At 54.5% G+C, this 13,503-nt stretch carries 11 protein-coding genes and 1 riboswitch; of the genes, 5 read left to right on the forward strand and 6 right to left on the reverse strand.

Annotation, left to right across the window (positions count from 1 at the left end; all coding sequences use genetic code 11):
* Window positions 1-66: 66 nt before the first annotated feature.
* Window positions 67-1,395, reverse strand: a complete 1,329-nt coding sequence (icd, locus tag IPJ96_04870; GenBank protein MBK7909680.1) for an NADP-dependent isocitrate dehydrogenase — start codon at window positions 1,393-1,395, stop codon at window positions 67-69.
* Window positions 1,396-1,508: 113 nt separating this feature from the next.
* Between icd and IPJ96_04875 the strand changes: the two genes are divergently transcribed.
* On the forward strand, window positions 1,509-2,435 hold the full coding sequence (locus IPJ96_04875; GenBank protein MBK7909681.1) for a bifunctional riboflavin kinase/FAD synthetase: 927 nt from the start codon (window positions 1,509-1,511) through the stop codon (window positions 2,433-2,435).
* Between the two features lie 13 nt (window positions 2,436-2,448).
* The gene (locus IPJ96_04880) at window positions 2,449-3,051 is read left to right on the forward strand and encodes a leucine-rich repeat domain-containing protein (protein ID MBK7909682.1); all 603 of its coding nucleotides are present in this window, start codon (window positions 2,449-2,451) and stop codon (window positions 3,049-3,051) included.
* A 163-nt stretch (window positions 3,052-3,214) separates the two neighbouring features.
* On the opposite strand, the gene IPJ96_04885 is transcribed toward IPJ96_04880, so the two are convergent.
* Window positions 3,215-5,638 carry a TonB-dependent receptor gene (locus IPJ96_04885; GenBank protein ID MBK7909683.1) on the reverse strand — a complete coding sequence of 808 codons (2,424 nt, stop codon included), beginning with the start codon at window positions 5,636-5,638 and terminating at the stop codon, window positions 3,215-3,217.
* Between the two features lie 53 nt (window positions 5,639-5,691).
* A riboswitch (TPP riboswitch) is annotated at window positions 5,692-5,792 on the reverse strand.
* A gap of 60 nt (window positions 5,793-5,852) precedes the next feature.
* On the opposite strand from IPJ96_04885, the gene IPJ96_04890 reads away from it, so the two are divergent.
* Complete coding sequence (locus IPJ96_04890) at window positions 5,853-6,380, forward strand: hypothetical protein (GenBank protein ID MBK7909684.1); 528 nt, start codon at window positions 5,853-5,855, stop codon at window positions 6,378-6,380.
* Here the strand turns inward: IPJ96_04890 and IPJ96_04895 are convergent.
* Window positions 6,374-6,910, reverse strand: coding sequence for an ATP-binding protein (locus IPJ96_04895; protein MBK7909685.1), 537 nt, complete (start codon window positions 6,908-6,910; stop codon window positions 6,374-6,376). The two genes, IPJ96_04890 and IPJ96_04895, sit on opposite strands and share 7 nt — an antisense overlap.
* Window positions 6,903-7,481 (reverse strand): nicotinamide mononucleotide transporter, encoded by a 579-nt coding sequence (locus IPJ96_04900; GenBank protein MBK7909686.1) that lies wholly within the window; start codon window positions 7,479-7,481, stop codon window positions 6,903-6,905. The genes IPJ96_04895 and IPJ96_04900 overlap by 8 nt, the downstream gene beginning before the upstream one ends.
* Before the next feature lie 257 nt (window positions 7,482-7,738).
* On the opposite strand from IPJ96_04900, the gene IPJ96_04905 reads away from it, so the two are divergent.
* The gene (locus tag IPJ96_04905; GenBank protein MBK7909687.1) at window positions 7,739-8,671 is read left to right on the forward strand and encodes a helix-turn-helix domain-containing protein; all 933 of its coding nucleotides are present in this window, start codon (window positions 7,739-7,741) and stop codon (window positions 8,669-8,671) included.
* 196 nt (window positions 8,672-8,867) lie between these two features.
* On the opposite strand, the gene IPJ96_04910 is transcribed toward IPJ96_04905, so the two are convergent.
* Both IPJ96_04910 and IPJ96_04915 read right to left on the reverse strand, forming a co-directional pair.
* Window positions 8,868-9,617 carry a geranylgeranylglyceryl/heptaprenylglyceryl phosphate synthase gene (locus tag IPJ96_04910; protein MBK7909688.1) on the reverse strand — a complete coding sequence of 250 codons (750 nt, stop codon included), beginning with the start codon at window positions 9,615-9,617 and terminating at the stop codon, window positions 8,868-8,870.
* 32 nt (window positions 9,618-9,649) lie between these two features.
* Entirely contained in the window at window positions 9,650-10,294 is a 645-nt protein-coding gene (locus IPJ96_04915) for a 4'-phosphopantetheinyl transferase superfamily protein (GenBank protein ID MBK7909689.1), read from the reverse strand.
* A 137-nt stretch (window positions 10,295-10,431) separates the two neighbouring features.
* On the opposite strand from IPJ96_04915, the gene IPJ96_04920 reads away from it, so the two are divergent.
* Window positions 10,432-11,754, forward strand: a complete 1,323-nt coding sequence (locus IPJ96_04920; GenBank protein ID MBK7909690.1) for an adenosylhomocysteinase — start codon at window positions 10,432-10,434, stop codon at window positions 11,752-11,754.
* Window positions 11,755-13,503: the final 1,749 nt, after the last annotated feature.

The raw sequence follows: 13,503 nt of genomic DNA on the forward strand, positions 1-13,503 counted from the left end.
GGTGAAAATGAACAACCCCTGCGGGTACGATTCGACCGGCAGGGGTTGCGTTGAGAAAAAGTTCGTTTACATGTTCCGGATGATCTCGTCGCCGAACTCCGAACACTTCAACAGGGTTGATCCCTGCATGAGACGTTCGAAATCATACGTGACGCGTTTTGCGCCGATACTCTTCTCCATACCGGAATAGATCAGGTTGGCCGCTTCGATCCAGCCGAGGTGCTCCAGCATCATGGCACCCGAGAGGATCACGGAACCGGGGTTCACTTTGTCCTGGTTGGCATACTTGGGCGCGGTTCCATGGGTAGCTTCGAAGATGGCGTGGCCGGTAACATAATTGATGTTCGCGCCCGGGGCGATGCCGATACCGCCCACTTGTGCGGCGAGCGCATCGCTCAGGTAGTCGCCGTTCAGGTTCAGGGTCGCGATGACGTCAAAGTCTTCCGGTCTCGTCAGGACCTGCTGCAGGGTGATGTCTGCGATCGCGTCCTTCACCAATACACGGCCGGAAGCCAGCGCGGCTTTCTGTTCGTCATTAGCGGCTGCTTCGCCTTTCTCTTTCTTCGTGCGCTCCCATTGCGACCAGGTGTAAACCTTATCGCCGTACTTTTTCTCGGCAAGTGCATAACCCCAATCGCGGAAAGCGCCTTCGGTGAACTTCATGATATTCCCTTTGTGAACGATCGTCACCGACTTCCGCTTGTGCCGGATCGCGTAGTCGATCGCGCTGCCGATGAGTCGTTCGGAGCCGATCCTGGAAACGGCTTTCAGGCCCAGGCCTACATTCACTTCGGCTGAATCATTCGAACCTGCCATGCGCAGATATTCCGCGCCTTTTTCTTCAGCTCCGAAGCGGATCTTGTTGAACTCTTTCGGGAATTCTTTCGCCAAGAAGTCGAGCACTTTTTTCGCTTCCGGTGAGCCGGCAACGAATTCGATACCCGCGTAGATGTCTTCGGTGTTTTCGCGGAAGATGACCATGTCCACCGCGCCAGGGTTCTTGACGGGTGACGGTACGCCTTCGAACCAACGAACAGGGCGGAGGCACACGTAAAGGTCAAGGATCTGGCGAAGCGCCACGTTGAGCGACCGGATGCCGCCGCCGACGGGGGTGGTCAGCGGGCCCTTGATGCCGACCAGGTATTCCTTGAACGCAGCCAGTGTTTCGTCGGGGAGCCAGTTCCCGGTCTGATTGAACGCCTTTTCACCGGCCAGGACTTCTTTCCAAACAATCTTTTTCTTGCCCTGATAGGCTTTCTCCACAGCCGCGTCGAGTACGCGCACGGACGAGCGCCAGATGTCCGGGCCCGTGCCGTCGCCTTCAATAAAGGGAATGATGGGATCCGAAGGCACCTGCAGCTTACCGCCGGCCATGGTTATCTTGTTACCGCTCATAATCGTGTAGAATTGGTGTTAAACGGCCGCAAACGTACGCATCCTGAGACGCATCTCCAATGATTCCGTGCGGGTCGCCGGCGAATGTTATTTTTGCAGCCCAACCGTAATCCGTGAAAGTCTATTCATCGCTCGATCAGTTCTCCCGCCTGGAAAAAGCCGTGGTCACCATCGGCACCTTCGACGGGGTCCATGCCGGGCATCAGCACATCATTCGCCGAATGCGTGAGCTGGCGGCGCGCGACGGTGGGGAGACGGTGGTTTTGACTTTTTTTCCGCACCCCAGAACCGTCCTTCAACCGGATGACGATAGCCTCAAACTGATCACGACCATCGAAGAACGTGAACGACTGCTGCGTGAAGCAGGGATCGATCACCTGATCGTTCAGCCGTTCAGCAAGGAATTTTCCCGCATTTCCGCCACGGAATTTGTGCGGGACGTTCTGGTAAATGCCATAGGAACCTCGACGCTGGTGATCGGCTATGATCACCGGTTCGGACGCAACCGGGAGGGTTCGTACAAGGATCTGGAAGTCATGGCACCGGTCTATGGCTTTCAGCTGGAGGAAATACCAGCCGCGTTGGTCAACGAAATGGCAGTCAGCTCGACCAAGATCCGCAAGTCGTTGCTCGAGGGGGATGTGGCCGGTGCTGCCGAACTGCTCGGACATCCGTTTTCTTTTTCGGGAACTGTCGTCGAGGGCGACCACATCGGACGAAGCATTGGCTTTCCCACTGCAAATCTGCGCATCGAAGCCCCGTATCAGTTGATACCGGCGGAGGGTATCTATGCGGTACGAGCCGACTACGCCGGGCGCAGGCTCAATGGAATGCTGTACATCGGGAATCGTCCGGTGGTGCAGGGAAAGACCCGGAGCATTGAAGTCAACCTCTTCGATTTTGACGAGAACATTTACGGTAAAAGCCTTCGAATTTGGTTTCATGCCCGAATTCGCGAAGACCGAAACCTGCCCGATCTGGATGCCCTGCGCCGGCAATTGGAACAGGACCGTTTGGATGCAACAAAACTGCTTTCCTGACGTTTATCCTGTGATGCGGACCCTGTTCGCCTGCCTCTTCCTGCTATCCGCTCTGTTCGGATCTTCGTCGGCCTCTGCACAGTCCTCTGCGTTGGTCAACGACTCGAATTACATCTACCGGAGCATGCAGGAAGCCCGGCTTTACCCGGAACGGGTATTCCGGCTGAACTTGTCAAAACAACGACTGGATTCCATTCCGTCGGAGATTTTTTCGTTCACCAATCTTCGGGAACTGGATCTGAGTCGCAACCGGATCGATTCCCTGCCTGCTGAAATCGGAAATCTCGTTTTTCTGGAGCGGCTCAATTTGTCCAACAACCAATTGTCGGAACTGCCGCGTGAGGTCGGTCGCCTGCGTCAGTTGATTTTTCTCGGGCTCAACCGAAACCAGATCGTGCGACTACCGGAGACGATCGGCGATCTTGAGCAGCTGGAAGTACTCGAATTGTGGGACAACGAGTTGGAAGATGTGCCCGACGAAATCTCCAGACTTCAGAACCTGAAGTTGCTGGAGTTGCGCGGCATCCTGCTCACGCAGGAACAACAGACACGCATCGACCAACTGGTCGTGAAATCGGCGAAGGTGAATATGTCGCCGAGTTGTAATTGCAAGTAGGATGCAATTCGTGTGCGTATCCCCGCCGTTTTTAGTTGAGTATTGAAAGTTGAAGGTTGAACGTTAGCGGTAGACCAATCGACGAGTCAACCTATTTCCGATGAATTCAACCTTCAACCTTCAACCTTCAACCTTCAACTTGCAATTCCCATCTCCCACTGGTTCAAAATCGAACCGAAACACCAATCGCCCCATTAATCCCCGCCTGTGGATAATAGAAATTCTCGGTTGTGGTCTGCCCGCCGTAGATGTACGAATACGTATAACCATTCGGGGCATACTCCCGATTGAAGAGGTTGTAGACCGCCCAGCGGAAGCTGATGTCCCTGATCGATTTTATCGAGAACCGGTATTCGGCCCGTAGATCGGTGACCAGGAATGCATCCAGGCTACGGTCATTGTTGGCGGTATTGTCGAGGTATTGTTGCCCGACGTATTTATTCGCCGCCGTCAGGCTGAGGCCTTTGGCAGGTTTGAAGATGAGTTGCAGTGCCGCGATTACTTCGGGTGAAAAAGCGATCGGAACATCCCGGTAGGTGTTCACCTGTTGCCCGCCCTGGTCGTAATCGTCGATGTACTCGTTGAATTCCCGGATGCGGTTGCGGCTGATGGACAGATTGCCGGCCAACACCCACCTGGGGGTCAGGTGACAGGCGAGTTCCGATTCGATGCCGGCCCGGTAGCTGTCGCGAACATTCTGCCGGGTGTATTCACCCACATCGTTGATCTTTCCCGTCAGGATCAGTTGGTCGGTGTAGTCCATCAGGTAGGCATTGACGGAAAGGCGAACAGCTCGCGCGTTGAAATGGTAACCTACTTCAAAGTCGGTCATGCGTTCGGCATTCGGGCGACTCTCCGGTGAAGAATCGACGAAGTCGTCGCGCACCGGTTCCTTGCTCCCGCGCGCAAAAGAAAAGTATACACGGTGCCGTGCATTCCACTCGTAGGTGATGCCGGCCTTCGGATTGAAGAAGTTGAAGTTGACAGTTTGTGGAAGCCGGTTGCCCATACGGTCGGGTCCTTCAAACGTGTAATCCACCGTGCGGAATTGCAGATCGCCCATCAGGTAAAGTCCGGGGCTCAGGGTGTAATGCGCTTTCAGGAACATGTTCCGGTCGTTCTTCTCCGCGCTGTTCTCGTAGTAGCGATACGGCGTGGGCACGTTGCCCAATAATTGCGCCCAGGTGAGTTCTCCGAAGTGTAAGCCTTCGAAGCGATACAGGCTTCCGCCCAACCGCAGGTCCCAGCGATCGTACAGGTAATTGGCGGACGCGGTGAGGCCGTAGAAGTCATTGTCCAGCCACCGCTGCCGGACAAGGTCCGTTGCCGTGATCACGCTGTCACCGATCGCCAGATCCGTGAGCCCGTAATCTGAGTACGCATCCATCGGTCGATACTCTTCATAGTAGCCGCGGCCTTTCGTGTAATGCAGGACACCGTTCAATGTCCAGTATTTACCCAGTGTACGATTGTAAATGGCCTGGTAATAATCCTGCTGGTAGTTGTCGGTCTGGTTGTCGTAGTAACGGGCTTGTCCGTCTTGTCCTAAGTAGAGTCCGGCCGGATTGAATTGCCGGTTGGTTGCCACTGAATCTTCCGGTACTCCGTACCAGGCCTGGTAGGTCTGCTCTTTCCCGGAGAACAGTACGAAGCGAAGCGACTGGTTTTTTCCAAAGTAGCCGCCGCTGAGGTAGTAGGAACGCAGGTCGCTGCTGGCCCGCTCGATGAAACCGTCCGACGTGATCCTTGACAGCCGGCCTTCCAGCCCGAATTTCCCCTGCAACAATCCGGTTCCGAACCGAAGGGTGTTTTTCCAGGTGTTGAACGAACCATAGGAGCTGTTGATCTCACCGAAGGCCTCCGGGCTGGTCGCGTCGCTGCGAATGTTGATACTCCCGCCAAAGGCGCCGGCTCCGTTGGTGGATGTCCCGATGCCGCGTTGCACCTGGAGGTTGTCAACGGACGAAGCGATATCGGGCAAGTCGACCCAATAGACCTGATGAGATTCCGCGTCATTGACCGGTACGCCGTTGATCGTCACATTTACGCGGGTGGCATCGCTGCCCCGGATGCGGATGCCGGTGTAGCCGACGCCAGCTCCCGCATCGGAGGTGGTGACGACGGAAGGCAGGTAGTTCAACAGGATCGGTAGGTCCTGACCCAGGTTGAGCGATTGCAGGTCTTCCTTCGTAACACTGGTGTAGGTCATCGCCGATTTGTTATCGGCCCGGGTTGCGGTCACCGTGACTTCATCCGACAGGATGGTCCTGGGTTCCAGCAACAGTTGCAGGTTCTCTTTCGGAACGGTGGCCGTCACGTGAAGATCGTTATAGCTGAGGTGCGTCACCGAGAGCGCGATGGTCGCCGCGGGTAGTTGCGAAAAGCGAAATCCTCCATGGAGGTCGCTGATGGTAGCCGTAAAGGAGCCGTCGACCCGAACCAGTGCGCCGATCACTGGTTCTTTGGTAACGGCATCCACTAAGGTGCCGGATAAGACACCCTGAGCTGTTCCCTGCGCCGATACGAGCAGGAGTACGAAAGTCAACAGCCGCCGAAACCTGTTCACGCGGCACGTTCCAATAAGCATGTTTTTGATCGTTTAGGTTAAACAACAACGCGCAGACCGGGGCGAATGCGCGCCCGCATTGTTTACCTACCTCCCTTCGCAGGCATTACCCTGTTCAGGTTCGATGGGTATGATCTCAGCCCCCGTGGATCAGGGGGCACCCCAGTGATGAGGACAAAGGTAGCAAGAATACGATAGCACCGGATACAGACTAATTCGCTATTTTCGTCTTGGCATGAAAAAATATCTGATCGTATTCCTCTTCGGTTGTTTGAGCGCCCAGTTCGCCAGTGCGCAGTTGTATTATGCGGCCATTGGTGGACGGGCCGGTAAATTCAATACGGGGGTCACCTTTAAATACTTCGCGAATACGAACAATGCCATCGGCTACCAGATCGACGCGTACTATACCAACATCGCCTCCGGCGGTTATACGGCAAAGGGTTTTGTGATCAAGCAGATCCCGTTCAAATTGCCGATCGTTCAGTTGCCGCTCGATTTCATTGTCGGCGGAGGAGCGCATGCCGGCTATTTCCCCTTTGATCCGCAGGGATATTACAAGCGAAACGGAGATGAGGCCGATTACTACGAGAAGGATGTTGTATCCGTGGGTGTCGACGCTACGATCCAGATCGAATACCAGGTGCGCAAGGTAGTGCCGCTGACCATCGGTATCGACGCGACGCCTTTTTTCGAGTTCCTGAACCCCGGTCCGGAATGGATCGACTTCGGGGTTTCCCTTCGTTACGTTTTCCGCTACTGAGCCCGCGCAGCAAGAAATTGATCCAGCGCGAGTTTCGCGTTTCGGATTCGCGCTTCACCTTCGCCTTTTATCACGGAGTAGTTCGCTCCGCGCATTTCCAGTTCACGCCGGTACCAGTCAAAGAAGAAGAGGCGACGCCCCGGATGTTCCCGTAAGGGATCCGGTTCGAAAGCGATATCGGGATAGGTGAGGAGGTAGAAATCGTAACGATGGGTCCAGGCGTCGGATACGAACGAAGGGCAATGGCCGAAGCGGTAGATCAACCAGACACGGAAGTTGATGATCTCCGTATCGCAAAACAACAACCGGCTGGCAGCAGCCGTAGCGCTTTCTTCTGCCGCGACTTGTTCCCGGAAACAATGCAACACATCCGCTGCTGTGTAGGGATGATCGAGTGTTGCGAGGTAGGTGCGCGCGAACTCCGGTACCCAGACCGTTTGATATTGTTCCGCCAGCCGTTCGGCCAAGGTGGACTTCCCCGTCGATTCGGGACCGAGCAAGGCTATGCGTACGATCGGATGTTCAGGCATCGGAAGCGAGTTGTTTTCTCCAGGCGCGATAACCGGCGATAGCCATGAACAGGAAGATCAGGTATAAGAAGGCGGTCAGGGGCAAGTCACGGGAGAAATACAAGGGAATATACAGGATGTCGACGAAGATCCAAAGGAGCCAGTTCTCCAGTTGTTTTCGTGCGATCTGCCACTGGGCGATCAGTGAAAGTGTTGTCAGCGCACCGTCCAGCCAGGGTAGATAAGCATTGGTGTAACGATGCAGCATGGAAGAGAGAAAGAACCAGCCCGCGAGAAAAACCAGGAAGAGTATGCCCCATTCCTTGCGCGGCGTTCTGGTGATCCGGGTGGTCGTTTCCCTCCTTGTCCTCCAGTTTATCCAGCCGATGGTTTGCAACGGTAGGAAGATCAACTGCAGGATACCGTCGGCATATAACCGGACAGTGGGGTGAAAAAAAATATACGCGTAGATCGAAACGCACAGGATGCCTGTCGGAAAGCACCACACCGATGCGCGAACGGTGAGCCATACTCCGGCCAGACCGGTTAACATTCCTGCAAATTCCAGCCAGGTCATTTGCTGGTTGAACATGCTGACTATTTCCTGCACCCTGCAAAGATGAGTAATTCGAGTGAAGGGCGAATTTTGACGGTTATGGAGCCCTGATTTTGTCAGGAGGGTGTCAAAATTGAAATTCGGCTTGAATTCAGGAAAATCTTGCGCCTTATCAATTGAATTTATCCGTACCAGACTTGGATAATACCAAGATGAAATGGCTAACTTTCGGTACTGCTAATTCGGGGGAGGTTGTTTGTAGCGAGCAACCGCTTTCAAATTTGGGGGGTATTATGTCGCTGCTAAACAAGTTTATTGACTCTCTTCAGATCCGTTTTCTCGGGTCTGCCTTTCGCGAAGTGATTCATCCGTTCGCCTTCCAGGGTAGGATGGAACAGCACAATGTAATTTACATGTTGAACAAGGGCCACCTGTCGGTGGGTCCACATGCTGTTCCCGTTTCGCCGGGTGATTTCTATTTCTTCCCTGCCGGACAACAACATCAGTTGAGGTTCGGTTCGGGACGACAGACCGTCATCGGTCCTGAGGGATTCGCAGGTGCACATCCGCGTGAAGAATTTCTTCGGGATGTATCGTGCTCGGAAGACTTTTCCCAGCTAAAAGAGTTGTACACGGAGATATCGTTTGAAGTCCTCCTCTACAATGCCATTCCGTTCTTCGAGATCCTGCAACTGCCGGCCATTCCCATGCCGGCCGATCTGGAATTCGGCCATCTGATCCGCTACATCACGCAGGAGCAGGAGCAGAACAAACTGGGACGGGATAAGATCATCTCCAACTACATGGAGGAGATCATCATTCACCTGTGCCGGTACATCGACTCGCAGGCGAGGTTTCGTCCGTATGTGGAGCGGCTGGAGTTTCTCGCCGACCGCCGTCTGGTCGACATCGTAAAATACATTCAGGGCAACCTGGAAAAGGACCTCTCCAACAAGGTAATCGCGAATATCGCGTATGTCAGCGAAGACTACGTCGGACAGTTTTTCAAATCCCTGACGGGCCAGAATCTCCAGGACTATATCGAGAACCAACGCCTCGAGCGAGCGATGCAACTCCTGCGAACACAACCCGACAACATCCAGGAGATCGCCCACCGCGTAGGATTCAAAGATCCTGCCTACTTCAGTCGCCGCTTCAAACTAAAATTCAACGCCAACGCCAACTCGATCCGGCAGTTTGCACGGAAAGATGCGGTAGGCGAGTAAGGGAGGGGAAATAGGTCCGCGTTTCCGGTTTCCGGTTTCCAGTTTCCGGTTTCCAGTTTCCGGTTATTTCTGTCAATTCCCTAAATTCTGAAAGCTCTATCTGCTCAGGATAACATTTCATTCATCGTACTCTTTTAAATCGGAACTCGAACCCGAAACCCGAAACCCGAAACCCGGAACCCGGAACCCGAAACTTCTAACGCACCGTCAGGTGTACCGCATCCGCGAGTTCCTGCAACATCCCGGGATCGGTTTCGAGGGAGTTACCAACGACGATCATATCGGCTCCGGCTTGCGCGAGTTCGGCTGCTTTTTCGGGTGTACGAATACCACCACCGATGACGAGCGGTATGTTCGTCACTTGGCGAACGTTGCGGATCATGCGGGCGCTGACCGGGTGTCGGGCACCGCTGCCGGCATCCAAATACAATACCTGCAAACCGAGTTGCTCGCCGGCCAATGCTGTACAGGAGGCGATATCGTCTTTGTCGTGCGGGATGGGCAGCGTCTGACTCATATAGCTGACCGAGGTCGGAGCGCCGCTGTCGATGAGCAGGTAAGCGGTGGGGATGATTTCTATTCCGCTGTTTCGCAGGAAGGGCGCAGCGAGGACATGTTGTCCGATGAGCAGGTCGGCATTACGACCGCTGATCAGGCTGAGCAGTAAGATCCCGTCGGCATGTTCGCTTACCTGCATCGCGTTGCCTGGAAAGATGATCACCGGGCAATGCGCCTGCTGTTTCAGCCGGAGGAGGGTGGAATCGAAGCGGTCGTCGCGCAGGATGCTGCTGCCGACCAGGAAGAGATCGATACCGGCTTCCTTGCCGGTTTTCGTCAGTACATCGAGGCTTCGTTCGTCCGACTTATCGGGATCCACCAGGACGGCGAACAATTTCCGGTTTTCCCGCCGGGCACGTTTGAGCAATTCGAGGATCCGTTGTTCCATACGCTCTGGCTAAAGTACGAAAACACTTACTGTCATGCCGGATGGGCGGTATAAACCAGGAGCATGTCGTCGAAAAAGCGATAGTGGATCAACGTGTCCAGATTGAAGTCTGTCTTTCGAATCGCTGCCCGTAGTGTTCCCGATTCTCCGATCAGGAAGCTGGATACTTCGAGCTCTTTTCGAAAATCCACACCGCCTGATCCATACAGTTTAAAAAGCGATTCCTTCGCGCCCCAAACGAGGTGCAGCGCTTCGAGCGAAGGGTGTTCGCCGAGGAATTCACGCTCTTGGCTCCCGACAAATTTGCCGGCAAGGCGATTGATCTGCGGACGGATGGATTCAAGATCGCAACCCAGCCGATGGCTGCGCGACCAGCAAAGGGTTACATAGTGTTCCGAATGAGAAATGGAAATGTGGCTGCCATCGGAAAGCGAAGGGCGTCCGTTTCCGGAATACAGGATCTCGGGGGCGGGCTGATCGGGATGCAGTTCGTTGAGCAGCCGGCGAACGGTCAGCCATTCCCGCCGGCGTCTTTCGCTGCGGAAGGATGCCAGGAGCGCACGAGACTCGGGACTCAACGAAAGGGATTCGCCGAGGGCCTCTGTCGATTCGGTACACTGCCAGACAGCCCCGGAAAGCGCAGCATCATCGTTGCCGTATCGGAAAACAATTGGCATTCCTCGCTGTTTGTCCTGCAAGATACTTCCTGAGCCCGGTTTTAGCAGAAAATCCCTGATTTTCGGTTGGGGAATAAGCCGGTAAAATCGTATCTTTGCAGCCTGAAATTCAGCAAACTAAGTCACTTCAAAACCATATGGCAAACACCTCCACTGTCGAGAAATTCGTGAAATACAAGGTAAAGGACATTTCCCTGGCCGAATGGGGCCGCAAGGAGATCAAACTGGCCGAAGCTGAAATGCCGGGCCTCATGGCATTGCGTGCCGAGTACGGCGCTCAGAAGCCGCTCAAGGGTGCCCGGATTGCCGGATGCCTGCACATGACGATTCAAACGGCTGTGCTCATCGAAACGCTGGTTGAACTCGGCGCGGAAGTGACCTGGTCGTCCTGCAACATTTTCTCCACCCAGGACCACGCTGCCGCAGCCATTGCCGCAGCCGGTATTTCGGTCTATGCCTGGAAAGGCATGAACGCGGAAGAATTCGACTGGTGCATCGAGCAGACGCTGTTCTTCGGTGAAGACCGCAAGCCGCTCAACATGATCCTCGACGACGGCGGTGACCTGACCAACATGGTATTCGACAAATACCCCGAGCTGATCACCGGCATCAAGGGCTTGTCGGAAGAGACCACCACCGGTGTTCTCCGTCTCCACGAGCGCATGAAGAACGGCACCTTGCCGATTCCCGCGATCAACGTGAACGATTCCGTGACCAAGTCGAAGTTCGACAACAAATACGGCTGCCGCGAGTCGCTCGTCGACGCGATCCGTCGCGCGACCGATCTGATGATGGCCGGTAAAGTTGCCGTCGTTGCCGGCTTCGGCGACGTTGGCAAAGGTTCGGCCGAATCGCTGCGCGACTCCAAAGTCCGCGTGATCGTGACCGAGATCGACCCGATCTGCGCCCTGCAGGCTGCCATGGAAGGCTACGAAGTGAAGAAGATGGATCAGGCAATCAAAGAAGCCGACATCATCGTCACCGCCACTGGTAACTTCAACATCATCACCGATCGCCACTTCAAGGCGATGAAGCATAACGCGGTGGTGTGCAACATCGGTCACTTCGACAACGAGATCGACATGGCCTGGTTGAACAAGCACTACGGTAACACCAAGGACACCATCAAGCCGCAGGTCGACAAGTACACCCTCGACGGCAAGGACATCATCGTCCTGGCTGAAGGCCGTCTGGTGAACCTCGGTTGCGCCATGGGTCACCCGTCTTTCGTGATGTCCAACTCCTTCACGAACCAGACTCTCGCGCAGATCGAATTGTGGACCCGTCACCACGAGTACGAGAACAAAGTGTACACGCTGCCCAAGCACCTCGACGAGAAAGTGGCACGTCTGCACCTCCAGAAGATCGGCGTAGAAATCGACGAACTCTCCGACGAGCAGGCCAAGTACATCGGCGTGCTGCGCACCGGACCGTTCAAGTCTGACCACTACCGTTACTAAGAATCGCTGCGCCCCGTTTTTGAGACACCCGTTCCTTCGTTGGAGCGGGTTTCTTTTTTTAGGGACGAGGGACGAGGGGCGAGGGACGAGAAGAAGGTTCGAGTTGCGAGGCGCGAGGAGGAGAAAAAGGGACGAGGAAAAAGATTCGAGTTGCGAGGAGGAGAAAAAGGGACGAGTTGCGAGGAGCGAGATGCGAGGAGATGCATGGAATAATCACCAGAGGCATTGTTACCACCAGTTCGTATCCATTTACCGCGATTGGTTCCTCACGGCAGGACCCCGTAGGGGTCCAATTATCCTAGCCGGTAGCGATGATTTTGGTGAAATGGGGGGGCGTAAATCAGGGAGAATGGGTGATCGTAGCGGAGGGGGGATGCGAGATGCATGGAATAATCACCAGAGGCATTGTTGCCACCAGTTCGTATCCATTTACCGCGATAGGTTCCTCACGGCAGGATCCCGTCGGGGTCCCATTATCCTGGCCCCGTGTCAACCTTTTAGTTGTGGGGGGAGGTGAATTTTATTCCAGCAGCTAGTCATGAGCCAACGTTCGTTGTAGAATAATCCATTCGAGCAAGGTCACACCGTTCGTTGCAAACCATCGGCCCGGCCCCCTTTAGGGGTCCCATTATCCTAGCCCCGTGTCATCATTTTAGTTTGTGGGGGGAGGTGAATTTTATTCCAGCAGCTAGTCATGAGCCAACGTTCGTTGTAGAATAATCCATTCGAGCAAGGTCACACCGTTCGTTGCAAACCATCGGCCCGGACCCCTTTAGGGGTCCCATAATCCTAGCCCCGTGTCATCATTTTAGTTTGTGGGGGGAGGTGAATTTTATTCCAGCAGCTAGTCATGAGCCAACGTTCGTTGTAGAATAATCCATTCGAGCAAGGTCACACCGTTCGTTGCAAACCATCGGCCCGGACCCCTTTAGGGGTCCCATAATCCTAGCCCCGTGTCATCATTTTAGTTTGTGGGGGGAGGTGAATTTTATTCCAGCAGCTAGTCATGAGCCAACGTTCGTTGTAGAATAATCCATTCGAGCAAGGTCACACCGTTCGTTGCAAACCATCGGCCCGGCCCCCTTTAGGGGTCCCATTATCCTGGCACCGTGTCATCATTTTAGTTTGTGGGGGGAGGTGAATTTTATTCTAGCAGCTAGTCATGAGCCATCATTCGTTGTAGAACATTCAATTCGATTCAGGTCACACCGTTCGTCGTATACCACCGGCCCGGACCCCTTTAGGGGTCCCGGTATCCTAGAGGCGTGTCATCATTTTTTTTTGGGGGGGGAGGTAATTCATATGTCCACAGGTTGTCATGAAACATCGATGGTGATTCAATGTCCCATGCGTTTAATCTACTGCCGGAAGTTTTGAACCACCGCCCCGGACCCCTTTAGGGGTCCCGGTATCCTAGCGGCGTGTCATCATTTTTTTTGGGGGAAGGTGATTCATATGTCCACAGGTTGTCATGAAACATCGATGGTGATTCAATGTCCCATGCGTTTAATCTACTGCCGGAAGTTTTGAACCACCGCCCCGGACCCCTTTAGGGGTCCCGGTATCCTAGCCAACGGCGTTTTTTTATTTTTCTTCTGACGAAGCTCGTCGCCCGTAAATAGCCCCGATGGCAGCGAGCTCCCGCGAGCGGACAGCGGGAGGAGACGGTTCAACGAAGTGATCAACGTGTCCGCTTCGCGGAGGGACGAGGGACGAGATGCGAGGGACGAAGGTTGGGTGCGAGATGCG

It is taken from the genome of Bacteroidota bacterium (genome assembly GCA_016713765.1).
Lineage (GTDB): Bacteria > Bacteroidota > Bacteroidia > AKYH767-A > 2013-40CM-41-45 > Pollutiaquabacter > Pollutiaquabacter aromativorans.

Coding starts and splice junctions, on each gene's coding strand:
- icd (MBK7909680.1), bottom strand. CDS start 1,395: ATGAGCGGTAACAAGATAACCATGGCCGGCGGTAAGCTGCAGGTGCCT.
- IPJ96_04900 (MBK7909686.1), bottom strand. CDS start 7,481: ATGTTCAACCAGCAAATGACCTGGCTGGAATTTGCAGGAATGTTAACC.
- IPJ96_04890 (MBK7909684.1), top strand. CDS start 5,853: ATGAAAAAATATCTGATCGTATTCCTCTTCGGTTGTTTGAGCGCCCAG.
- IPJ96_04895 (MBK7909685.1), bottom strand. CDS start 6,910: ATGCCTGAACATCCGATCGTACGCATAGCCTTGCTCGGTCCCGAATCG.
- IPJ96_04910 (MBK7909688.1), bottom strand. CDS start 9,617: ATGGAACAACGGATCCTCGAATTGCTCAAACGTGCCCGGCGGGAAAAC.
- IPJ96_04915 (MBK7909689.1), bottom strand. CDS start 10,294: ATGCCAATTGTTTTCCGATACGGCAACGATGATGCTGCGCTTTCCGGG.
- IPJ96_04905 (MBK7909687.1), top strand. CDS start 7,739: ATGTCGCTGCTAAACAAGTTTATTGACTCTCTTCAGATCCGTTTTCTC.
- IPJ96_04880 (MBK7909682.1), top strand. CDS start 2,449: ATGCGGACCCTGTTCGCCTGCCTCTTCCTGCTATCCGCTCTGTTCGGA.
- IPJ96_04920 (MBK7909690.1), top strand. CDS start 10,432: ATGGCAAACACCTCCACTGTCGAGAAATTCGTGAAATACAAGGTAAAG.
- IPJ96_04885 (MBK7909683.1), bottom strand. CDS start 5,638: ATGCTTATTGGAACGTGCCGCGTGAACAGGTTTCGGCGGCTGTTGACT.